19 protein-coding genes are annotated in these 21,988 nt (G+C 65.1%); 5 read left to right on the top strand and 14 right to left on the bottom strand.

Annotated elements, in window-relative coordinates:
• The 8 genes from ACIBJI_RS08895 to ACIBJI_RS08930 all read right to left on the bottom strand — a co-directional run bounded on the left by ACIBJI_RS08895 (position 1) and on the right by ACIBJI_RS08930 (position 7,515).
• Positions 1 to 957 carry an enoyl-CoA hydratase/isomerase family protein gene (locus ACIBJI_RS08895; RefSeq protein ID WP_396958152.1) on the bottom strand — a complete coding sequence of 319 codons (957 nt, stop codon included), beginning with the start codon at positions 955 to 957 and terminating at the stop codon, positions 1 to 3.
• Positions 950 to 2,104: a M24 family metallopeptidase gene (locus ACIBJI_RS08900; RefSeq protein ID WP_364342609.1), complete on the bottom strand. Its 1,155-nt coding sequence runs from the start codon at positions 2,102 to 2,104 to the stop codon at positions 950 to 952. Before ACIBJI_RS08900 ends, ACIBJI_RS08895 begins: the two co-directional genes overlap by 8 nt.
• Complete coding sequence (locus ACIBJI_RS08905) at positions 2,094 to 3,329, bottom strand: M24 family metallopeptidase (protein ID WP_397083574.1); 1,236 nt, start codon at positions 3,327 to 3,329, stop codon at positions 2,094 to 2,096. Before ACIBJI_RS08905 ends, ACIBJI_RS08900 begins: the two co-directional genes overlap by 11 nt.
• Positions 3,326 to 4,498 (bottom strand): amidohydrolase family protein, encoded by a 1,173-nt coding sequence (locus ACIBJI_RS08910; RefSeq protein ID WP_327100537.1) that lies wholly within the window; start codon positions 4,496 to 4,498, stop codon positions 3,326 to 3,328. Before ACIBJI_RS08910 ends, ACIBJI_RS08905 begins: the two co-directional genes overlap by 4 nt.
• 34 nt (positions 4,499 to 4,532) lie before the next feature.
• Positions 4,533 to 5,771, bottom strand: coding sequence for a cytochrome P450 (locus tag ACIBJI_RS08915; RefSeq protein ID WP_364342616.1), 1,239 nt, complete (start codon positions 5,769 to 5,771; stop codon positions 4,533 to 4,535).
• A 9-nt stretch (positions 5,772 to 5,780) separates the two neighbouring features.
• A complete protein-coding gene (locus ACIBJI_RS08920; protein WP_364342619.1) occupies positions 5,781 to 5,975 on the bottom strand; it encodes a ferredoxin in 195 nt (64 codons plus the stop codon).
• Positions 5,972 to 6,781 (bottom strand): SDR family oxidoreductase, encoded by an 810-nt coding sequence (locus ACIBJI_RS08925; protein ID WP_364342622.1) that lies wholly within the window; start codon positions 6,779 to 6,781, stop codon positions 5,972 to 5,974. Before ACIBJI_RS08925 ends, ACIBJI_RS08920 begins: the two co-directional genes overlap by 4 nt.
• A 221-nt stretch (positions 6,782 to 7,002) precedes the next feature.
• The gene (locus ACIBJI_RS08930; RefSeq protein WP_364342625.1) at positions 7,003 to 7,515 is read right to left on the bottom strand and encodes a hypothetical protein; all 513 of its coding nucleotides are present in this window, start codon (positions 7,513 to 7,515) and stop codon (positions 7,003 to 7,005) included.
• Positions 7,516 to 7,822: 307 nt separating this feature from the next.
• Here ACIBJI_RS08930 and ACIBJI_RS08935 point away from each other — a divergent pair, with 307 nt between their 5' ends.
• Complete coding sequence (locus ACIBJI_RS08935) at positions 7,823 to 9,442, top strand: MFS transporter (protein WP_364342628.1); 1,620 nt, start codon at positions 7,823 to 7,825, stop codon at positions 9,440 to 9,442.
• Positions 9,443 to 9,762: 320 nt separating this feature from the next.
• Complete coding sequence (locus tag ACIBJI_RS08940) at positions 9,763 to 11,358, top strand: GMC oxidoreductase (protein WP_397083576.1); 1,596 nt, start codon at positions 9,763 to 9,765, stop codon at positions 11,356 to 11,358.
• Between the two features lie 47 nt (positions 11,359 to 11,405).
• On the opposite strand, the gene ACIBJI_RS08945 is transcribed toward ACIBJI_RS08940, so the two are convergent.
• Complete coding sequence (locus ACIBJI_RS08945; protein ID WP_364342634.1) at positions 11,406 to 12,011, bottom strand: TetR family transcriptional regulator; 606 nt, start codon at positions 12,009 to 12,011, stop codon at positions 11,406 to 11,408.
• A gap of 135 nt (positions 12,012 to 12,146) precedes the next feature.
• On the opposite strand from ACIBJI_RS08945, the gene ACIBJI_RS08950 reads away from it, so the two are divergent.
• Positions 12,147 to 13,418: an amidohydrolase family protein gene (locus tag ACIBJI_RS08950; protein ID WP_397083578.1), complete on the top strand. Its 1,272-nt coding sequence runs from the start codon at positions 12,147 to 12,149 to the stop codon at positions 13,416 to 13,418.
• A gap of 230 nt (positions 13,419 to 13,648) precedes the next feature.
• On the opposite strand, the gene ACIBJI_RS08955 is transcribed toward ACIBJI_RS08950, so the two are convergent.
• From ACIBJI_RS08955 to ACIBJI_RS08965, 3 genes are all read right to left on the bottom strand, one after another.
• Entirely contained in the window at positions 13,649 to 14,371 is a 723-nt protein-coding gene (locus tag ACIBJI_RS08955; protein WP_397083580.1) for an ABC transporter ATP-binding protein, read from the bottom strand.
• The gene (locus tag ACIBJI_RS08960) at positions 14,368 to 15,180 is read right to left on the bottom strand and encodes an ABC transporter ATP-binding protein (protein ID WP_397083582.1); all 813 of its coding nucleotides are present in this window, start codon (positions 15,178 to 15,180) and stop codon (positions 14,368 to 14,370) included. The genes ACIBJI_RS08955 and ACIBJI_RS08960 overlap by 4 nt, the downstream gene beginning before the upstream one ends.
• Before the next feature lie 76 nt (positions 15,181 to 15,256).
• Positions 15,257 to 17,281: an ABC transporter permease gene (locus ACIBJI_RS08965; protein WP_397083584.1), complete on the bottom strand. Its 2,025-nt coding sequence runs from the start codon at positions 17,279 to 17,281 to the stop codon at positions 15,257 to 15,259.
• Between the two features lie 189 nt (positions 17,282 to 17,470).
• Here ACIBJI_RS08965 and ACIBJI_RS08970 point away from each other — a divergent pair, with 189 nt between their 5' ends.
• Positions 17,471 to 18,724, top strand: a complete 1,254-nt coding sequence (locus ACIBJI_RS08970; protein WP_397083586.1) for an ABC transporter substrate-binding protein — start codon at positions 17,471 to 17,473, stop codon at positions 18,722 to 18,724.
• A gap of 52 nt (positions 18,725 to 18,776) precedes the next feature.
• Positions 18,777 to 19,478 carry a hypothetical protein gene (locus ACIBJI_RS08975; protein WP_397083588.1) on the top strand — a complete coding sequence of 234 codons (702 nt, stop codon included), beginning with the start codon at positions 18,777 to 18,779 and terminating at the stop codon, positions 19,476 to 19,478.
• A 149-nt stretch (positions 19,479 to 19,627) separates the two neighbouring features.
• Here the strand turns inward: ACIBJI_RS08975 and ACIBJI_RS08980 are convergent, their stop codons facing one another.
• Both ACIBJI_RS08980 and ACIBJI_RS08985 read right to left on the bottom strand, forming a co-directional pair.
• Positions 19,628 to 20,758, bottom strand: a complete 1,131-nt coding sequence (locus ACIBJI_RS08980; RefSeq protein WP_397083590.1) for an enoyl-CoA hydratase-related protein — start codon at positions 20,756 to 20,758, stop codon at positions 19,628 to 19,630.
• Positions 20,759 to 20,792: 34 nt separating this feature from the next.
• Positions 20,793 to 21,965, bottom strand: coding sequence for a thiolase family protein (locus ACIBJI_RS08985; protein ID WP_364342658.1), 1,173 nt, complete (start codon positions 21,963 to 21,965; stop codon positions 20,793 to 20,795).
• Between the last annotated feature and the right edge of the window lie 23 nt (positions 21,966 to 21,988).

The following is a 21,988-nucleotide window of genomic DNA, read 5'->3' on the forward strand; positions in this document are numbered from 1 at the left end:
CTAGTCCTTCCGCTCCCGAGCGCGCTTGCTCAGCCGCCATTCCGGCGGGAACTTGCTGTCGTTGTCCTTGACCGCGTTATTGATTCCGCGATTCATGGCCTGGTCGAACATCATGTCGTCGGTATCGGGCGCCGCGAAGCCGCCGACCGTCTCGAAGAGTCCGCTGATCATGCTGCCCAGATATTCGCCCTGGTACTGCTTCATGAACTCGAAGAAGGACTTCTGCATGAACACGGTGTCCGTGGGCCGGTTGCTGGCACAGGCCTGTGCGTACTTGTCCACTTCCGCTTCCAGCTGGTCCCTCGGGACAACACTGTTGAGGAAGTTGCACTGGTACATTTCCGCGGCGGTGAACGCCCGCCCGGTGAACACCATCTCCTGGAATTTACGCAGACCCATGGTCTGCGCCCACCACCACATGCGCGGCGCCCACCCGACGTATCGGAAGGCCGGATGGCCGAACAGCGCGTCGTCGGAGGAGATCACCAGATCGGCGTCGGCGGCCTGGTAGAAGTGCCACCCGTAGCAGTAGCCCTTCACCTCCAGGATGCTGATCTTCTTGAAATCCTGGAGACTGCGAATTCCGGAGTGGGAGTTGGCATACCACGAGCTGAGCGTGGCGCCGTGCCGGAACGAATTCTGCGGCGGATAGGTGACTTCGTCTGCGCCGATACGGAATTCGGCGAGCTTGGGCCCCTGATCGGGGTTGGTGTGCGCCGCCATGAACTCCGGCAAATCGGCACCGGTGCCAAGATCATCGCCCTCGCCGCGGATTACGAGTACCTTCACGTCGTCGTCGACACTGGCGCGGTGCAACAGATCGGCATAGCGCACCCGAGCGGCGATGGTCGGCGCATTGAGGTGGTCGGGCCGATTGAACGTGATCGTCGCGATCTTGGTCTTGGGATCCTTCTCGTAGAGGATGATTTCCTCCGCGGAAGGCGCGGGCTCACTCATTCGCCGCTCCGATCGCGATGCCCGCGTTGCTGTTCCACGACGGACCGGAGGTCAGCACCTCGGGGCCATCGGCGGTGATCAGCACCATCTCCCGCCCGAAGACCGCACCGATACCCTGCTCCCAGACATAACCGGTTACGGCGAGCACCATCCCGGGTTCCAGATACTCCGCGGCAGCGGTTGCCGGAAGTTGCGGCGATACCACGGGTGCGTCGAACCCCAGCCCCAGCGCATGTGCCACCGGCAGCGGCGGCAGCGGTTCGCCCGCGGCTTCGTAAGCACTGAGGAATTCGCTGGCGAGTCGACCCGGCCGACAAGCACCGAGCAGGCGCGACCAGAGCTGATCCCACCGCTCGTAGAGCGCGGTTGTGCCGTCTTTCGGCGCCCACGTCGGCCAGGTCCGGCCGATCTGGGCGATGTAACCATTTCCGATGACTCCCGCGGAGAACGCAACCAGGTCACCGGCCTGCGCACGCCGATCACCCGGCGCACGCCGCCACGGGTGATCCGCTGCGGTCACCCATGCGGCGTCCTGAGTGGCCGGGGTACTCATGCCCCCGGCCGCCATAGCCTGCAGCATGACTCCGGTCAGGGTCTTCTCGGTGACCCCGGGCCGCAGTTCGGCGACCGCCGCCGCCAGGCCCGCTTCCGCGATGCGGATCGAATCCCGAAGCACCACAATTTCTTCGGGAGTCTTGATCCGCCGGGCGGCCCGCATAGCCTGTTCGCCGTCTACCAGCTCCGCCTGTGGGAATGCCATCGGCAGGAACTGGGAGAACAGCGGGGACAGGGCATCGGTGCCCACCCGCCTGGCGGTGGCGGCACCGCCGATCTGGCGCAGCACCCCCACGAGGTTGAGCGGATTCCACATGATTCCGTACAGGTTCTCGTGCGGAATGTCCTCGGGAACGCCTTCGTCCCAAGTGCTCAACAGATGAATGTCGCCGGTTTCGCGGACGAGGACGCATCCGGGACCGAACGGCCTGGTCCCCGCGGTCCACAGCTGCGGTGTACCGGTGACATAGCGAATATTGGCCTGCCTGCCCAGTACGAGCAGGTCGAGGTCGTGGGCTTCCATCTGGGCCAGCACGCGCGCCCGTCGCCCGAGACGGAGTGCGCGTTCGTCGGCCAGGATTTCAGTTGCCATAGGGGGCGTAGGTGTAGTCGGTCAACGGAATGAAGCCTTCCTCGGTGATCACGATGATCTCCTCGCTGCGATAGCCCCCGGTGCCGTCCTCCCACACCACCGGTTCCAGCACCACCACCGTGCCCGGTGCGAGGACGAAGTTCTTGTCGAAGTCTTCGCCCAGGTCAGTGCCGATCATGGGCATCTCGGCGGGGCCGACGCCGATGCCGTGCCCCAGATAGAAGTGGGGCAGCCAGGGCTTTTCGCCGCCGTTGGCGTCGATGGCCGCCCTGGCCAGGTCATTCAGCGAGGCTCCTGCGCGAGTCACCGCGAGCACCGCGTCCAAGATCGCCCGCCATCTGGTGAATTGCGCCTGCTGCCGCGGGGTGGGGTCCTGGCCAACGACCCAGGTTCGGCCGAAGTCGGAGCAGTAGCCGCCGTAGCTGATGCTCACGTCGGTCCACAGCACATCGCCGCGTGCCAGCTCCCGTTCGGTTGTCAGCAAGGGCAGCGCGAGATCGTCGTGGACGGTCCAGACGCCTGCTTGCTTGCTTTCCGGCATGACCTGCCAGATGGGGTCGAGGATATTGGCGGTGGCGCCGAGCCCGAACGCCCGCCGCACGAATGCCGCCGAGAGGTCGATCTGGCGGATTCCGGGTGCCAGCGCCGCCTGGACATCGACCATCGCGGTGTCGGTAATCCGGCAGGCAGTGCGAATACAGGCCAGCTCGTCCTGGGTCTTGACCAATTTGGCCGCGCTGAGCACCAGGGCCGCGTCGGTGGGCGGACCGGACCGGAACAATCTCTGCTCCGCGCGCCGCATCGCTCCGGTGGATTGGTCCACGGCCATCCGTGCCCCGCTGGGGACGAGCTCGGCCAGGATCCGCGCGAAATCGGTTACGCCTTCATCGAATTCGAGATAGACCGGGCCGTGAACATAATCCGCGGGCAGCTCGGTTTCGGTGGCCGCGCCCTCACGGAAGGGCAGGAACAGGTGCGGCCACTCGTCATCGACCAGAACCACCGCGACCGGGCACTCGATATGCGACAAACCGGCGTCGCCGAGCGGCCAGCTCGCTCCGGTCGCGTACATGACGGATTGATCTTCGAGCAGAACCAGCGCATCCACGCCCTGCTCCGCCATCGCCGCCCGCAACCGAGCTCCGGTTTCGCGCCGCATGCGGGCGCGATCCGGTTCGTCCGGAATCCGGACCGACGTCCCTACCGCTGTCGGAGAATTAGTCATTCGATACCCAGGAACTTCTTGATATTGCCGCTGACGATTTGTGCTGCCTTTTCCGGGCCGACCGCGTCGATTACCAGCTGCAGCGACTTCTCCGAATAGCCGAAGGTGCTTTCGTTGTGCGGGTAGTCGGTGGACCACATCACGTTGTCCACGCCGATCTGGTCGATCAACTGCAAGCCGAGCGGATCCACCATGAACGCTGCGCTCATGTGCTTGTTCCAGTAGTAGCGGACGTCGTGCTTCAGTTTCGGCTCGCACATATGCAGGTAGGACGCGTACAGATGTTCGCCGTCCTGCAGTGCCGAGGGAACCCAGGAAATCCCGCCCTCGAACCAGCCGATCCGAAGTTTCGGATGCCGGTCCAGAATGCCGGAGAAGATGTACCTGGAAAACATCTCCCGGAAGGAGTCGACATTGACCATCATCCCGACCACGAGGGTATTGAACTCGCAAGGAGCCTTGAGCCCGGTCTCCCCGATGTGATGGGAAATGGGCACGCCCGACGCTTCGATCTCGTCCCACACCGGGTCCATCGCCGTACTGGCGTAGTCGATCTGGTTGCCGTCGGCGTCCGTACCCGGGTTGAGCGGCAGCAGGAAAGTCTTGAGCCCCAACGACTTCAGCTCTTCCAGGGTCCGGCGCGTACCGGCCGGATCCCACCAGTTGATCAGCCCCGCGGCATAGAACCGCCCCTTGGAGCGCTCCTGCAGGCCCGCCATGTACTGGTTGTAGATCCGGAACAAGCGCTCGCGCATTTCCTTGTCGGAATGGAAGAACAGCGCCAAGACGGCGTTCGGAAACGCCAGTTCCTTGTAAACGCCGTCTTCGGCAAGCTGCTGAATACGGGCCTCGAGGTTGCCGCTGGCCGCGCCGACGAGGTCGTCGTACTGCATCAGGACGGCACTGAATTCGGGCGGCAAGAACGAATGTCCAGCCGCGCCGACCTGATAGGCACCTTCCTCATACCAGATCCGCGGCGCCTGAGCCTTCAGCTCCTCGGGAAGGTACTGGAAGAAAATATCGTCCGAGAGGGAGATGTGATTATCCGCCGACCACACCTCCGTCCCCGGGGGAAGACCCACGTCGCCCGTGGCGTTACCTTGCCTGTCCTTCGGCGCGCCGTAGCCCTCGGGTGGATACAGCGAGACGTTCTTCGTCGGGCTTGACATCACTTGCCTCCCATGCATTTCTTATCGGAATTGGTCACCATTCGACCGGCAATTCGTAGACCCCATAGGCCAGCCGGTCGTGCTTGAAATCGACCCGGTCGATCGTCGTCGCCAGGCGCAGCGTCGGAATTCGGCGGAACAACGTCTGGAAGACGATCTGCAATTCCGCACGGGCGAGTTGCTGGCCGACGCACTGATGCCGCCCGTGCCCGAATGCCATGTGCTGGTTCGCATTCGCGCGGTCGAAATCCAGCCGGCCCGGCTCCTGGAAGGTGTTGGGGTCCCAGTTCGCCGGGGCGAGGTCGATGATGATGCCCTCGTCGGCGCGGATCACCTCGCCACCGATCTCGATGTCCTCCATGGCGACCCGCCGCTGCCCGGTGTGGATGATGCTGAGGTAACGCAGCAATTCCTCGATGGCATTGGCGAGCACCTTCGGATCGTCGGTGTCACGAACAACCGCCAGCTGTTCGGGATGCTCCAGCAAGGCGAGGGTGCCGAGACCGATCATGTTGCCGGTGGTCTCGTGACCCGCGAAGAGCAGGCCGACGCCCTGCATGGCGGCTTCCCATCGATCGATCTCACCGGCCTTGACCCGTTCCGCCAGATCGGAAATCGCGTCCTCGGCGGGATTCTCGGCCTTGGCATCCACCAGATCGGCCAGGTAATTGATCATCTCGACGACGTTGGCCTGTGTCTCCTCGGCCGTGTTGTTTCGACCGAGTCCGACGTTGCTGCGGTCCTGGAAGAATTCGTGATCCTCGTAGGGCACGCCGAGCAGTTCACTGATGACCAGAGAAGGCACGGGCAATGCCAGCGCCGCCACAAGGTCGGCCGGACGCGGTCCGGCGAGCATGGCATCGATATGCTCGTCGGTGATCTTCTGAATCGCCGACCGCAGTGCCTCGACGCGCTTGAGGGCGAAGGGCTTGGTCAGCATTCTGCGATGTCGGGCATGTTCGTCGAGATCCCGATTGAATACCGATCCCGGACGCACGGTCGACATGGCCCGCATACCTTCGTTCCAGTGCGGAAATCCGGGGCGACGGTCGTCGACGCTGACTCGCGGATCGTAGAACAGGGCTTTCGCTTCGGCGTATCCGGTGATCAACCACGGCGTGCTGCCATCCCAGATCCGCACTCGGCTGAGCGGATTCGCCGCGGCGAGTTCGAGCTCCAGGGGCGGCGGCGCGAAGGGGCAGCGCATCGAGCGCTCCATCGGATACTGGGGCACGGCGGCGTCGGTCGCGGTTCCGCTCGGTGTATCGGACATGGGTCTCCGTCATTCCTCGATATTGATGGCGCGCGCGGGGCAGGCCGCAGCTGCCTGATGGACGTCGTCGGCCCGGTCCGGCGCCGGATGTTCGTTCAGCAATACGACGACGCCGTCCTCGTCGCGTTGGTCGAATACGTCGCCCGCGTACAGCGCGCACTGACCGTTCGCGAGGCATTTGTCTTGGTCGACAATCACTTTCATCGAACGCCCTTGACCTGGCTTTTCATGCCCGCGACGGTGCCACCGTCGACCGGCAGGAGCGTGCCCGTCACATACGCCGACCGGTCGCTGCCGAAATACAGTGCGGCCTCGGCGACATCGCGGGCTTCGCCGTCTCGCCGCAGCGGTTTGGTATTTCGCATGATCTCGCGGGCGGCGCCGACAAATCTTTCGGCTTCCTCCGCACTCATGTTCGCGACGGCCGAGGCGAGCAGGGATGTCGGAATGTTTCCGGGTGCGATGCAATTGATTCGGATATCGGCGGCGGCGAATTCCATCGCGGCCGATTTGGTGAAATGTATTACCGCCGCTTTGGATGCGCGATAAGACATCACGCTGGCGCCCGCCTGAATACCGCCGATCGAAGAGACATTGATGATCGAGCCGCCCCCGTTGGCAACCATATGGCGTGCCGCTTCCCGCGTTCCCGCCATCACACCGAGCAGGTTGACACCGAGGACCTGATGGAAATCGGCGAGATCGTCGTCGAGGAATCCGGCATGCATCGCACCGGAAATGCCCGCGTTGTTGACCATGATGTCGAGACCGCCGAATCGCTCGACGGCGGTGGCGACCAGCTGGGCGACCTGCTCGGGATCCGCGACATCGGTCTTGGTGAAGATGACGTCCGCGCCGAGGCGTTCGGCCAGTTGTTCACCGCCATCCGAATCCCGGTCGGCGATGACGACCCGGGCGCCTTCGGCCGCGAACAGCTCGACAACGGCCGCGCCGATTCCAGCCGCGCCGCCGGTAACGATGGCGACTTTGCCAGCTAATTCATTCACCACAGCGTGTATGCCTTTCATCGACGGCCGAATGAGCATCGGCGAGCTGCTGCCGCCCGATACTCGGCGTGTGATACGAAAAATCTTGGACAACAACGGATCCCATGCAGACTGGTCGAGTTTCACCAGGCGCTGCGCTCATGGCCGATGCTATTGACCGCACGAATTTCGCGGGTCGCCGTCTCACTCAGTAGAAACCGAGTTACCGACCCGTATCGCGGCGATCAACAGCTGGCCGGAGCGCCGCCCTGCAACTTCAGCAGACCGCAGAAGGTCGCCGCGGCGACCTTCCACTTCCCGTCGACGCTGATGGCCTTGCCCGCCTGATTCGGCAGGGCCGGGTTGCCGTTGATCAGGACGGTGTAGGTGACCGAGGCATGCGTGCTGTCGTCGAGTTTCACATTGGACACCGTTGCCGTGGAACCGGCGGCCATCGGACTGCTCGCCTGCGCCGCGAGCGTCGGGGCGAAGGTCGAACCATTCTCCACGAGACCGGCTTTCGTGTCGGCGGGGGTCTTCCCGTCGAAGAATGCGACGAAGACGTCGGTGATTTCCTTGACCGCCGGGTCGTTCGAATCGGCCTGCGCGGACGTGGCCTGCGCCGCCGCGGCGCTCGTCGCCGTCGTGGTGGTGCTGGCGGAGTCGTCATTCGAGCTGGAACAACCGATAACAGTCGCCGAAACCACTGCCATGGCCCCGGCGGTGGCCAGTACACGGCGAACGAACAGATGGGTCATAGTGCGTCCTTGTGAAGGGGGTGTGTTGGGAGACACATGAAAGCCCTCGATGACGCATCGCATATCCGTTGTTCCGCTCAGCGGGCAAAGCGCGCTCGTAGCTCATCGGCGCGACACCGCTGAGGGCGACAACCACTACCGCCGCGCCCCGGTCTCGACCGCATCACCAAAGGTCGCCGCACGGATATGCACGAATTTCCGGTGAGTAGGACGAATGCGCGGACGACGGATGCGAGCTCATATCGTCCGCCGCCAAGAGCCACCTCATGTGACTCCCATCTCATCGTTTCTCCCCCTGGAGCGTTCTATGTCCGCTACCACCACTCCTCCACCGGATGAAGTCGACGTCGCCGTCGACACCGGTCGGCTCGAGAACGCCTCGCGACTTCGCATCTACGCGGTGCTCGCGCTCATCGTGCTGATGACCGAAGTCGTCCCCGTTCAGTACACGATGATCACCCCGGCACTGCACGATATGAGCGCCACCTTCCCCGACGTCGGGGCCAACATCAACTGGGTGGTCATCTTGATCGGCCTGGTCGGTGCCTCCGCGACACCGCTGCTGGGCAAGATGAGCGACATCTGGGGCAAGAAGCGGCTGTTCGTGGCGTGCGGCGTGCTGTTCGTCGTCGGCTCGTTGATCGATGCGGTCACCGACAACTGGACGCTGTTCCTGATCGGACGTGGTCTGCAGGCGTTCGCCGTCGCCAGCCAGTTCATTGCCTTCGGCCTGATCCGGGATCTGATGCCGCGGCGGTTCGTGGCGACCGCGCTCGGCTTCGTCGGCGCCGGGATCGGTATTGCCGCTGCGATAGCGCCGGTGATCGGCGGTGTGATGCTCGACCACTTCTCCTGGCGGTCGCTGTTCTGGGGTCTGGGCGGTTTCACCGCCGTGATGACGCTGCTCGTCATGCTCGTAGTCCCGGAATCGAAGCTGCGGGTACGCGATCGGATCGATCCCTTCGGCGCGGTGCTGCTGTCCGCCGGTACGCTGCTGGTTCTGCTCTACCTGGACAACGGCCAAAGCTGGGGTTGGGGCCGCGCAACCAGCATCGCCTGGCTGGTTGGCGGACTGCTGCTGCTGGCACTTTTCTTCGTGGTGGAAACCCGGGTGAGCCGCCCGATGGTCGACCTGCGGCTGTTGTTGAACCCCAAGGTCAGCATGGTGCTGCTGATGTCCTTCTTCGGTGTCGGCATCATCGCGATACAGCCGCTGACGCTGGCGTACATGACCCAGACCCCGAATGCCGACGGGCTGCGCGACCAGGTCGCACAGGGTGTCGTGGCCAAAGCCCATGAGATGACCGGAGCCACGCTCCCGGTCGACATGGTGAAGGTGGTCCTCGATCCCAGCTACAGCTACGGCAACGGCTTCACCATGTTGCAGTACGCGCTGCACGTCGGACTCTGGGCCGGGCTCGTCGCCGTCATCGCCGGCCCACTCGGCGGCTGGCTGGCGCACCGATACGGCGCCCGCATTCCGGCGATCTTGGGCTTCGCCGTCAACGTGGTCGCGGGGGTTGGCTACCTCCTGGTCGACTACAGCTGGGCCACCTATTCGGTGTTCTACGCGCTGTCCGGGATCGGGTTCGGCTTCTTCTACGCCGCCGTGGCCAATCTCGTCGTCGACGCGGTACCGCAGGAACAGCAAGGCATCAGTACCGGCATGCTCGGTGTCACCATCAACCTCGGCACGTCGGTCTCCCTCGCGGTTGTCACTGCCTTGCTCAACAACAATCCGATCAAGGCGAGCATCGACGTCATGGGCAACCACGTCGTCCAGCCGATACCGCAGGTGTTCGGCGACAGCGGCTACACCCAGACTTTCTGGCTAGCACTGGGCACCGCTGTGATCGCACTGGTCCTGGCGGTGATGCTGCGGCATGGCCGGGCAGCGGCGCGTGGCGGCGCCGACCACGCCGAATAACCCACTCCCGCAACACCCGATCCCCCGCCGACGGCCGTCACCCATCGAGCCCACGTCCGGTCGGCGGGCCAGACCTCCCGCGGATGTCGTCAACTCCCTGCACTCACCGACATCCGCGGGAGGTCCCCCGAACCCCCGCGCGCGCGAAATCCACTGCCGCGGGCCGGTATTCCTCCTCTCAACGTCCCGCCGGATTCGCCGCCGGGAGTTCCCCCGACACCCCGCGCGCGAAATCCACTGCCGCGCGGGCCGGTATTCCTTGCTCTCAACATCCCCGCGGGGATCCGATCCGATCACCGCGATCAGGAGGTCGATCAAACATGTCCGCATTCACGCGCCGGTCGTTTCTCGGTGGCGCCGCCGGTGCCGCAGTCGCATTGGCGGGTACGGGAATTGCCGCCGGCGGCAGCGGTATCGCGACAAATATGAGGAGTGTCCCGCTCGTCCGCGAAGACCATCGGGTCATCGTGATCGGGACGGGATTCGGCGGCGGCGTCACCGCGCTGCGCCTAGCCCAGGCCGGAGTTCCGGTCTTGATGCTGGAGCGCGGATTACGCTGGCCGACAGGCCCGAACGCGGAGACGTTCCCGCATGCCACGTCGCCGGATAAGCGCATTCTCTGGTACGAGTCCGCGCCGGAGCTGTTCGGTAAGCCGGTGGCGTTCGACCCCTACGCCGGACTGCTCGAGACGGTGTCAGGTGACAATATGACGGCGCTGTGCGCGGCCGGTGTCGGCGGCGGATCGCTTGTGTACCAAGGCATGTCGCTGCAGCCATCGCAGGCTGCATTCGCCACGCAGTTCCCGGACGGCTTGGATTGGCCGACAATGAACCGGGTCCACTATCCGCGCGTCGCGCAGATGTTGCAGCTCGCGGTCGCCCCGGACGAACTGATCGCCAGTCCGAACTATCAGGCCGTCCGGGTCTTCGAACAGCATGTACGCAAGGCCGGTTTGCCGGTGTCGAAGATTCCGATGCCGATCGACTGGAATTACGCGCTCGCCGAACTCCGTGGCGAGATGAAGCCCTCCTATACCAACGGTGACGGTGCGCTCGGCGTGAACAACGGCGGAAAACACTCCGTCGACGTCACCTATATCGCCGCGGCGGAGTCCACCGGCCGGGTGCAGGTCGAAATACTCCACCACGTCACCGCGGTCGAACGCGCCAGGGACGGACGGTGGACCGTCTACGTCGACCGGACCGACTCCTCCGGCACGGTGCTGGAGAACAAGATCCTCACCGCGGGCACACTGGTCATGGCCGCCGGAAGCCTCAACACCACCAGACTGCTGGTGCGAGCCAAGGCTAAGGGAACCATCCCGGATCTGCCGGACGGACTCGGCAGCGGTTGGGGCACCAACGCCGACCGCATCTACACCTGGACCTGCCTGGACAGCGATCTCGGCTACCCGCAGGGCGGACCGGTCGTCTACGGCAGCCTGAACTGGGACGATCCCACGAAAGCCGCCACGGTCATCCAGGCATCGATCCCGCCTGCGGGCATTGATGCGCGAACCACCATGCTCGTCGGCTACGGCGTCAGCAATGCCCGCGGACGCTTCGTCTACGACTCGGGCAAGGACGAGGCCGTGCTGCGTTGGCCCAAGGACGGGGACGCGGTGATCCAGAACGGCACCATCGGTCCGCTAGTGCAGAAGATCGCCGGCCCGGCAAGCGTTCTCGGCGATACGAACCTGGCGGCCCCGTCCACCTGGCACCCGCTCGGTGGTGCGAATATGGGCCCGGTCTGCGATCTGGAAGGCCGCGTGCACGGGCAGCGCGGACTCTATGTGCTCGACGGTGCGCTGATCCCGGGCAACAGCGCTGCCTGCAACCCATCGATGACCATCGCCGCCGTCGCCGAACGCGCACTCGACCACATCGTGGCGCAAGACGTCGGTTCCATCATCTGACCACCCTTCGGCGGGGTCACCCCTGAGCGGGCGACCCCGCCGATTCACTAGTGGACGCGCCCGTTGCGCACTGACGAGAGCGCGTCGAAAGCTTCATCGAGCAACTGCGCCAGATCGAGTTCGCCATCGGACGCCGACCAGCGCTCGACAGCGATATTCAGGCAACTCGTCGCAGCGGCGACCTTGATCTCCACCGCGATGGGGACGGGTCCCGACACGCCCGCCCGCTCGGCCAGCGCAGCGGTGAGGGCGGGTCGCCAACTGTGCTGTTTTTCCAACTGCCGCCCGGACAACTCCGGGGTATCGAAGATGAGTCGCGTCATGGCGAGCGCGGCAACCGGGTCCTCCAGATAGAACTCGGTGACCCCGGCCAATGCCCGGCGCAGCGCCGTCCAGTCGTCCTCTTCGGCGGGCCGGGCACGTAGCGCGTCCGCGAACCGGTCGGCGTGTGCGTCGAAGGCGCTCAGCACCGCTTCCTCCTTGCTGCCGAAATATCGCAGGAGAGTGCTGCGGGATACCCCGGCAGCTGCGGCCATGTCATCCACGGTGACGTTGTGGAACCCCCGCTCACGGGTCAGTTCATAGGCGACCTGTGCGAGGTCGGCTCGCACTGCGGCGCGGGCGATCAGTCTCGTGCGCTTGGTTCCGCTCATGGGCATGACGCTACCCTTTGCAATTTCGTGACATAACTGAATCTTTCGCGCTAGTCTGACACTCAGTCTCATTAATGAGGCAAAGTTCCTAATCGCGCCCGGTGCGCGGAACTGTCAAGAAAGCAAGGTGTCAACGTGTCGGATTTCTTCGTCGTATCGGGCGATACGCACATCATCGAGCCGGTCGACCTGTTCAAAACCCGGCTGCCCAAACATCTTCGGGACCGCGCCCTCTGGGAGGAGGAGTTCACCCTCGACGAACCGATCGTGGCGGGCGGGCACACCGAGTTCAAGAAACTGCACACCGTCGGGTTCGACGGCTGGACCATCTCCAAGTACCGCCAGCTCGGCGGGCGAACACCGGACGGCGAGCCGGAGAACATCATCCGGGATATGGATCTCGATGGCGTCGACGCCTCGGTGATGTTCCCGAACCTGTCGCTGTTCGTCCTGTTCACCGATGACCACGAGTTGTCGATGGCGCACGCGCGGGCCTGGAACGACTATCTCGTCGAACGGTATCTCCCGTACAAGGACCGGATGCGCCCGACGGCGGCGATCCCGCTCACCAACGTTCCAGATGCGGTTGCCGAGATCGAGCGATGTGCGCGCATGGGGTTGGGCGCCCTGCTACTGCCGGAGATCCCGCCGCTGCCCTACTGGTCACGGGAGTACGACCCGGTGTGGGCGGCCGCGCAGGCGCACGGGTTGCCGGTGTTCTTCCACGTCGCCACCGGCGGGGTGATGGTCAAGGAGTCGGTGTCGGAAACGGCGACCACCGTCAAGGGCCTGATGACGGCCATGAATATGGGCAAGGGACAGCTCACCGACGATATGGTCGCGGGCCGGACCATGGGCGGCGGGAACACCGCATCGGCCAGCCCGCAGGCCATCATCGCATCCCTCATCGGTGGCGGTGTCTGTGAACGGTTCCCTGACCTGCACTTCAACCTGACCGAGTTCGGGGCCGGTTGGCTGGTCTCGTTCATGGGCATGATGGACAAGTCCTGGCGGACCGGCATCGGCCAGGACGCCGACTGGTGGCTCGGGTTCTGGGACGACACCCGTCCGCCGAACGACCAGCCGACCATGGGACGACTGTTCGCCATCAACGGGAAATGGCCCTACCCGCTCGCGCCCAGCGAATACCTCCAACGTCAGATCCATGTGCAGTTCGCCGACGACCCGGTGGCCGTCAAGGCCCGCCACATCACCGGAATGTCGACCGTCATCTGGGGCAACGACTATCCACACGCGGAAGGCACCTTCCGCAGTAGCAAGGAATGCATCGACTTCAACTTCGACGGGGTCCCCGACGACGAGCGGGCGATCATCCTCGGCGGCACTCTGGCCGATGTCGTGGGCTTCGACAAGAGCGTGAAGAAGGCCCCGGTCGACGTCGCCTGACTGGTCAGCGCCCCCGCCACTGCGGTGGGCGCTTTTCCAGGAATGCGGCAACACCTTCTTTCAAGTCTTCGCTGCGCATTACCCGCGCTACGGCTTCGGCGGCATCATCGTCACCTGGAACGGGCCGGCCATCTCCCTGGGCATCGAATTCCTGTGCTATGAGGCGGTCCGTCATCGAAGCGGCGTGATCCGACGGAGGCCAAGGCAACTGGGTCCCTTTTTCGAATACCTCAGGCCGCGGTGGCGTCACCGAGATAGCCGCGCAGCAGTTCGTCACCGGCTTCGTCGGCGGCACCCGACCAGGCGATCCGGCCGCGCTGCAGGATGATGCAGTGGTCGGCGAAAGCCAGTGCGCGACTGGCGAACTGCTCGATCATGATCACCGCGACACCGGCTGCCCTGGCCCGCTGCAGGCTCTCGAAGACCACATCGACCATCTTCGGCGCCAGACCGAGCGACATCTCGTCGGCGATCACCAACCGCGGTTCGACCATCAGCGCCCTGGCCAGCGACAGCATCTGCTGTTCGCCGCCGGACAGGGTCCCCGCGGCCTGACGCTGCCGTTGCCGCAGCACGGGAAAGATCTCGAAGGCATGATCGATGGCCACGGCCCTGCGCCGCCGGTCGGCCGCGGTGGCCATGCGCAGATTCTCCAGCACGGTCAGGGTCGGGAATACGCCGCGCCCTTCGGGCAGATGCACGAGGCCCGCGCGCCGGATCCGGTCCGGTGTCGCACCGGTGATTTCGCGGCCGTCGAGCTCGACGGTTCCGCCCGCCGGTGCAACGAGCCCGGAAAGAGCCCTGGCCAGGGTGCTTTTTCCGGAACCGTTGGGACCGAGCACGGCGAGGGCGCTGTTCGGGTGCACGTCCAAGGTCACGCCCTGCAGTGCGCGCGCGGCGCCGTAGCGAACACTCAGATCGCGGACGGCGAGCAGGGAAGACGTTGTGGTCATGCCGAGGTCCTTTCCTCGTCGGGGCCCTCGCCCAGATATGCGGCGCGCACGGCCGGATCCGCGCGGACCTCGGCTGGGGTGCCTTCGCTGATCTTGACGCCGAAATCGAGCACATGGACGACATCGCTGAGCCCGAGCACCAGATCGACATCGTGCTCGACCAGCAGCAGCGATACACCGTGATCGGCGACAACACGAGTGAATGTGCCTGCGAGCTCATCGGTTTCGCGGGCGTCGAGCCCGGACGACGGCTCGTCGAGCAGTAGCACATACGGATCTACGGCCAGCGCCCTGGCGATCTCGACGAGCCGACTGGTGCCCAGCGGCAGTCCGGCCACCGGCAGATCGGCGTGCCCGGTCAGCTGCAGGGCGGCGAGGATCTCGCCGACCCGCCGGTCCTCGTCGGCGGGGGCTCGGCGGAAACCGCCCGCCGTCACGAGGTCGGTCCACATCCGGCTGCGGGCGTGCCGGAGCCGGTAGCCGAGCACCACGTGTTCGCGGACGGTCAGTCCGGGAAACAGTTCCGGATGCTGGAAGGTGCGGGCGAGGCCGCGTCGGGCGCGCGACTGCGCACTCGCCTTGGTGACATCGTGACCGTCCATCAGGACCGAACCGGAGCTCGGTTTCAACAGTCCGGACAGCACCGCGAACAAGGTGCTCTTACCCGCGCCGTTGGGGCCGACGAGACCGACGATGGAGGCAGGTGGGACCCGCAGGTCGACGTCATCGAGGGCGACGAGTCCGCCGAAGCGGACGGTCACGCCCTTGGCCTCGATTCGCGCTGGGGTGCTATCGGTGGTCGCGGTCATGCCCGCACCTCGCTGACGCTCGGTTCCGGCATGACCGCGTTGGCGGCCGTGTTGAATGATCGCTCGCTTCGCTCGCTCATGCCAGCTCTCCCGGGGTCAGTTGTGGTTCCTCGACACGCACGTTCGCAGCCGCTGTCGTGTCGGAATCTGTTGTTGCCTTTCCCATCTCAGAACTCGTGACAGGCCGTCGGTGCTGCCACCACCGGATGACATCGTCGAGCTGGCGCGCGTGCATGGCGACGATCCCGTCCGGATTGCGGGCGAGCATGATCGCACCGAAACCGAACATAATGACCGGAATCTCGGCCCAGCTCGTCGGCAGGTAGGTCTGGAATACGCTGGGCAGCACGGCGAAAGCCACTCCCGCGACCAGTGCGCCCATGATCGACCGCGAGCCCAGGGTGACCAGGACGGCCAGCCACACCAGGCCGGTGAACGCATTGAACGAATCGGGCAGTGCCGACTGGTAATTCAGCGCGAGGAAGCCGCCACCGATCGCGGCGACGAAGGTGGCCAGCGCCGATACCAGCACCTTGACCGGAAGAATGCTCAAGCCCAGTGTGCGCGAACCGGGCTCGCTCCACCGGACCGCGGTCACCGCGAGTCCCGCGGTCGAACGCCGCAGATTGACCACGAGCAGACCCAGCCCGACGAACACCACCAGCGCGAGCAGCGCGAATGTCGCGTTGTCCGTGGCCCATTCGGGACGCGGCATATAGATGCCCTGGCCGGAGTTGTAGAACCGATCCCGCATGAAGATCAGGTTCTGGGCGAGCAGGCCGAAGGTCAGCGTGACCAGGGCGACGTAAAGGTTGCCCAAACGGATCGTGAGCAATCCGAGGATCACACCGATCGGCACGATGCACAGCGCGCTGACCAGAACCGCCACCAGCGGCGACCATCCGGAGTTCGTGGTCAGATCGGCGGCGAAGATCGCGCCCAGTCCGGCGAAGGTGATCTGACACAGCCAGATCATGCCGCCCTCACCGGTGACCAGCGTGAAGGACAGCAGCGCGATCGCGAGCGCGATACCCGCACCGACCAGACCGGCCCAGAAGTCCTCGAGTACCAGGGGCAGTACCGCAACGATGATCAACGTGATCACGGCTGCGACAAGTGCGGCTGTCGGTCGGGTCCGCCCGGTGCGTGATCCGACCGAGGCGCTGGGTGCTCCGGCATTCGCCGTGCGGATCGCGCGATCGAGCGCGCCGCCCGCCGTGGTATCGCCCGCCTGTCCACGCACCGCGTAGTACAGCAGGAAGACCAGCATGAACATGAACGGGATGCTGGGCACGATCTGCGCCGAGAACGGACTCTGCGGGTCGAGGTAGCGCTGGATGACATTGGTGACCACACCCATGGCGAGCGCGACCGAGACCGCCATGGGCAGACTGCGCAGCCGCGCCGCGACCACCGCCGCGAAGGCGGCCGACATCAGGGAGGTCATGCCCTCGACCGTCAGTCCCGAGGTCGGGGCGATCAGCACACCCGCAAGTCCGGCCAACAGTGCACTGAATGCCCACACGCCGAGCGACACCCGCGTCGGGCTGACACCGGACATAGCGGTCAGTGCCTCGGAGTCGACCAAGGCCCGAACACGTAGGCCGATATCGGTATACCGCAGCAGCCCCGTGCCGACGAGTAGCACCACCGCCAGCCCGGTATAGGTGATCACCTGGTTCATATCGACGACCGCACCGAACACGTGGAATATCCGCAGCGGCTGGGGCGCCAGACCCGGTGCCGTGGTGTTCACCAGATGCCCCAATACGAGGTTGACCAGCGGCGGCAAAGCGACGGATAGGCCGATCGTCGCGACGATCTTGACCAGTGGCGAACGCAGTCGCAGATAGCGAAACAGCAACGCGTAGAGCGCGATACCGAGACCCGGGCCGAACAGCCCGATCGCGACCACGGCCGCGATCGGCATCGACCACCCGTGCTCGACGTGCAGGAAGAAGTAGAAGCGGGCGACGGCGAAGGCCATGGCGCCGAAGGCGAAGTTGAAAACGCCCGAGGAAACGTAGGTGACGACCAGCGATGCCGCGGCGATTGCGTAAATCGCTCCGAGGGCTAAGCCGGCGAGAACGTAGGAGAGCAACGGTGAGGCCCCTAAAAGTTCGACGCTCTGGAGGTATGGGTAAGAGTGCGCTAATAGAGGGTCATCGTCAAGGATTTTGTCCGGATTCTTGCTGAAAATTGGATACAGAGGGTACTGAATATGCTCCACTGTAGCTCTCACAGCCGTCCGGCACCCGTAGCTGGACCGGCGATAGCTAGAGGAGTGCAGATGCGCAGAGTCGGTGCGATCGCAGCGTGGTTATGCGCCGCAATGTTTGTTGTTCCCGCGTGCGGCAGCGGCGGCTCCGGCGGCGCGGGCAATACGAGCGGGCCGGTCAAGGTGGGGGTGCTGACCTCGCTCAGCGGTGCCGCGACCGCCAACTACGCAGGTACCGAGCCCGGGGTGAAGGCCCGCTTCGCCGCCTACCAGGCCGCGAACGGAAAGTGCGCCGCGCGTGGCTTCGACGTCGTTGTGGGTGATGACCAGTCCACACCGCAGGGCGCGTTGACCGCGGCACAGAAGTTGGTGCAACAGGATCACGTCTACGCGGTGCTGCCGGTGAGTACGTACTTCTACGGCGCGGGGCAGTACGCGGGCACCCAGGCGAGCAAGACGCCGTTCCTCGGCGCCGGGTTCGACGGCGGTGAGCAGTGGTTCAACCCGAAGTACGACAACCTCTTCGCCGCGACGGCGGGTACCGACTACAACAAGACCGCGACGACCCTCGGTGACTACTGGAAGAAGATCGGCGGCACCAAGGTCGCCGTGCTCTCCTACAACACCCCCAGTGCCACGAAGTCGGCGGAAGGCGCGGCGCTGTCGGCCGAGCACGCCGGGCTCGCCCGCGGTTATGTCAACATCCGCATTCCGTTCGGTACCACCGATGTCGGCCCCTATGTCCTCGGCATCAAGGAATCCGGTGCCGATGTGCTGTACGCACCGGTCATTCCGGATACCGGATTCGCGCTCATGACCGGTCTGCGACAAGCCGGGGTCGAGATGAAGTCCGTGCTGCTGGCCACCGGCTACGGGGCCGATCTGCTGAAGTCGCCGCCAGCGATCGCGGCGGGCCAGGGCGTCGGTTTCATGACCTCCTTCGCACCGACGGAGATGAATACCGAAGCGACTCGGGCATTTTCGGCGGCACTGAAGCAATACGCGGGCTCGGAGACCGGTATCCCGTCCTTCTCGATGGCGGTCGGCTGGGTCAGCGCGGACCTGCTGATCGAGGGGCTCGAGAAGGCTGGATGCAATGCCAGCCAGGAGCAGTTGATGTCCGCGCTGCGCACCGATAAGACCTGGACCGCCGGTGGATTGTTCCCGAAGCCTGCCGATTTCGAGAACCGGGGTTCCTACTCGGTCGGCTCCCCGGGCAACTGCACCTTCGTCTCGATCCTGCGCGGCGACAAGTTCGTCCCGGACACCAATGGCGCTCCGGCCTGCGGCGAGCAGATTCCGGACCTGAAGGTCGTGCCGAAGTAGACGTCCCTCCACATCGAAGTCCGAGGGATCCGAAAGAAAAGAGAAACAGAGGATGAGGAAGATCGCAGCAGCCGGTGTGTTACTGGCATCCGCGCTCGCCGTTACCGCACCCCCCGGGGCCGCCACACCACAGGCCGACGACCGTGGTGTGAACTACACGGCGAATGCCACCGAAAGGTCGACGATCATCACGACCGATGCCGGTTCGATGGCTGTGGAAGACGGGGTATTCAAGATCGAAGCAGCCGATGGGACCACCCTCGCCGGTGCCGAATTGGCTTTCCGGGTAGACGATTTCGTCTTTCCCATCGCTGCGGAGATCACGGATCGTACCGCGACGTTGACACCGCAGTTCGACCGGGAACACGCGGTGTACAAACCGGTCGCGCTGCCCTTCGAGGACCAAGCCCCCTGGAAGACTCAGTACGACCGGGAACAGGCCGCATTCGGCCGAATGATGGGCACCATCACGATGGGAGCGACAATCGGCAGCACGGTCGGCGGCATCGCCGGCGGGGCCATCGGCTGTGTGCTCGGCGGCATCGCCGGTGCCACTGTCGCCTCGGCGACGATCGTCGGATTGTTCGGTGCGTTCATTCCTGCCGCGGCCATCGGCTGTGTCGGCGGGATCTTGGCCATCGGTGCGCTGGGCACCCTGGCCGGGCAAATCCTGGTGACCGCCCCGATCGCGATCATGGCGGCCATGCAGTACTTCACCACGATCAGCTCGCCGATGCCCGCACCGGCGAAGTGACCGAAATGGAAAGACCTGTCAACAAATAGACAGGAACCCCCGCATCCCGACAGCGAGCACTCTGGCCGCCACAACCAGAGTGCTCGCTCGCGAAGCACCCCACTGGCTCACGAGAATGTAGTGGTGGCGGCAAACGCCGAGAACGCCACTCAACCAGTACATTCTCGGTCGTTGTTTCGCGTGCCCTGGGCACGGGTTCGGGAGGTGAAGCGGCGGGCTACGTCTATGACGTCTGAGCGCCAGCGGAGTTTGGCGCGCGACTCGAGGGCGAGGGCATGGGCCAGGCTGGTGCCTTCTCCGTCGGCGAGTAGTTCGAGTGTTCCCGCGACGGCGTCCGGATGGGCGAGACGGATCAGATCCGCGAGTTCCCGAGCCCGGTCGAGCAGCCGATCATGTGGGAGGACCTCGTTCACCAGCCCCGCCGTCAGCGCCCGGGTCGCATCGATCCGCTCCCCCGTGAGCATCATCTGACGCGCCAGCCGCACACCGACGGCCCGCGGTAGCAGTGCGCTCATTCCCCAGCCCGGCGGCAATCCGATCGCGGCATGGGTGTCGGCGAAACTCGCGTGTTCCGAGGCGATGAGGAATGAACATGACAGCGCCAATTCCAGTGCGCCCGTAAAGCGCAACCCGTTGATCACCCCGAGTACCGGCGTACGGGCCGCGCGCACGACCGCCGCCGGGTCGGTGCGTGCGCCGCGCGGTGATCCTGCGCCGTTGCCCAGCGCCTCCTTCAGATCGATCCCCGCCGAGAATGCCGGATCGGTGCCGGTGAGTACCACCAATCGGGTCGCCGCATCGGCATCTGCGGCACGCATCGCCGTGATCAGCCCCCGCCGCATGGTGATCGTCATCGCGTTGCGCACTCGCGGCCGGTCCAGGGTCAGCCACAGCACGCCGTCCACCCAGCGACAGTCCAGCCCTTCGACATTCAGCGCATCGGCGTCCAGCCCACTGGCGTCCCCCCGACCAGGGACCAGCCGACCGGCATCCAACCCACCGGCATCCAACCGACCAGCGTTCAGCTCACCGGCATCCAGCCCACTGGCGTCTCGCCGACCAGGGGCCAGCCCACTGGCATCCGACCGACCCGGATCAAACCCACCAGCATCCAACCGACCGGCATCCAGCCCTCCGACATCCGGCCCACCAGCGTCCAGCCCACCAGCACCTAGCCGACTGGCGTCCAACCCACCGGCATCCAACCCACTAGCACCGGCATTCGGCGCTTCAACACCTACGCCTTCGACAGTCAGACTGTCAGCGTCCGACTGCGGCACCCAGTCCTTCGTCCTGCCTCTCGATCACGGGCGTTCAGACCGTCAGTACCAGTGCCGAACCCATGCCGCCGCCCGCGCACATGGCCGCGACCGCCGTGCCGCCGCCGCGGCGGCGCAACTCGTGGGCCAGGGTCACCACCATTCGGGTGCCGGTGGTCGCGATGGGGTGACCGAGGCTGCAACCACTGCCGAACGGGTTGACCCGCTCGGGATCCAGGCCCAACTCGCGTACGGCGGCCACCGTCACCGACGCGAAGGCCTCGTTGATCTCGAACAGATCGACATCGCCGATGCCGATTCCGGCCCGGTCCAATGCCTTTCGGATCGCATCGATCGGCGCGAGGCCGGTGCGTACCGGATCGACGCCGATGCTGGCCCACGACCGCACCGTGGCCAGAGGTGCGAGCCCGTGTTCGGCGGCCAGTTCGGAACTGGCGACGACCACCGCGGCCGCGCCGTCGTTCAATCCGCTGGAGTTACCGGCGGTGATGGAGAAACCCTCGATCTCCGGATGCAGCGGCTTCAGCGCCGCGAGTTTCGCCATGCTGGAACCGCGGCGCGGATGTTCATCGACGTCGAAGACCGACACCCCGCCGTCCCGATCGGTGACCTTGACCGGGACGATCTCGTCGAGAAACCGGCCGGCATCGATCGCCGCGACGGCCCGCTCGTGCGACCCGAGAGCCCAGGCGTCCATCTCCTCCCGGGACACTCCGGCCAGCCGCGCCGTATTCCAACCGACGAGCATCGCCATATCGTTGCTCGGCGCCTCGGGCGTCGACACGTGCGACGGCGAGCTCCACGGGTCCTGCCAGTCGTCGGTACCGGGAATCCGCCGCCGCGAAACGGGAGCGGTCGAGAACGACTGGGTCCCACCGGCGATCACCGCACGATCCATCCCGGCCAGCACGCTCCCGGCGCCGGTCGCGATACTGGCCAATCCGGAAGCGCAATGCCGGTTGTGCGCCAAGCCGGGAACGTGCGTGAGCCCGGCCTCGATCGCGGCATACCTGGCGATATCGCCGCCACCGGCCACGGATTCGCCGAGCACGACGTCATCGATCAGCTCCGGCGGCAGGCCGCTGCGTTGTGCCGCCTCCCGGACGACAACGGTGGCGAGATCGAAGGCGCTGGTATCGCGCAGGGTGCCCTTGCGGGCGGTGCCGATGGCGGTACGGCAGGCGGAGAGCAAAACGGCGTCAGTCATATAATTCGTTGTACTCTATTACT

This window comes from Nocardia sp. NPDC050408 (genome assembly GCF_044458905.1).
In the GTDB taxonomy this organism is placed as follows: Bacteria; Actinomycetota; Actinomycetes; order Mycobacteriales; family Mycobacteriaceae; genus Nocardia.

Coding starts and splice junctions, on each gene's coding strand:
- ACIBJI_RS08895 (WP_396958152.1), bottom strand. CDS start 957: ATGAGTGAGCCCGCGCCTTCCGCGGAGGAAATCATCCTCTACGAGAAG.
- ACIBJI_RS08900 (WP_364342609.1), bottom strand. CDS start 2,104: ATGGCAACTGAAATCCTGGCCGACGAACGCGCACTCCGTCTCGGGCGA.
- ACIBJI_RS08905 (WP_397083574.1), bottom strand. CDS start 3,329: ATGACTAATTCTCCGACAGCGGTAGGGACGTCGGTCCGGATTCCGGAC.
- ACIBJI_RS08910 (WP_327100537.1), bottom strand. CDS start 4,498: ATGTCAAGCCCGACGAAGAACGTCTCGCTGTATCCACCCGAGGGCTAC.
- ACIBJI_RS08915 (WP_364342616.1), bottom strand. CDS start 5,771: ATGTCCGATACACCGAGCGGAACCGCGACCGACGCCGCCGTGCCCCAG.
- ACIBJI_RS08920 (WP_364342619.1), bottom strand. CDS start 5,975: ATGAAAGTGATTGTCGACCAAGACAAATGCCTCGCGAACGGTCAGTGC.
- ACIBJI_RS08930 (WP_364342625.1), bottom strand. CDS start 7,515: ATGACCCATCTGTTCGTTCGCCGTGTACTGGCCACCGCCGGGGCCATG.
- ACIBJI_RS08935 (WP_364342628.1), top strand. CDS start 7,823: ATGTCCGCTACCACCACTCCTCCACCGGATGAAGTCGACGTCGCCGTC.
- ACIBJI_RS08940 (WP_397083576.1), top strand. CDS start 9,763: ATGTCCGCATTCACGCGCCGGTCGTTTCTCGGTGGCGCCGCCGGTGCC.
- ACIBJI_RS08945 (WP_364342634.1), bottom strand. CDS start 12,011: ATGAGCGGAACCAAGCGCACGAGACTGATCGCCCGCGCCGCAGTGCGA.
- ACIBJI_RS08955 (WP_397083580.1), bottom strand. CDS start 14,371: ATGACCACAACGTCTTCCCTGCTCGCCGTCCGCGATCTGAGTGTTCGC.
- ACIBJI_RS08960 (WP_397083582.1), bottom strand. CDS start 15,180: ATGACCGCGACCACCGATAGCACCCCAGCGCGAATCGAGGCCAAGGGC.
- ACIBJI_RS08970 (WP_397083586.1), top strand. CDS start 17,471: ATGCGCAGAGTCGGTGCGATCGCAGCGTGGTTATGCGCCGCAATGTTT.
- ACIBJI_RS08975 (WP_397083588.1), top strand. CDS start 18,777: ATGAGGAAGATCGCAGCAGCCGGTGTGTTACTGGCATCCGCGCTCGCC.
- ACIBJI_RS08985 (WP_364342658.1), bottom strand. CDS start 21,965: ATGACTGACGCCGTTTTGCTCTCCGCCTGCCGTACCGCCATCGGCACC.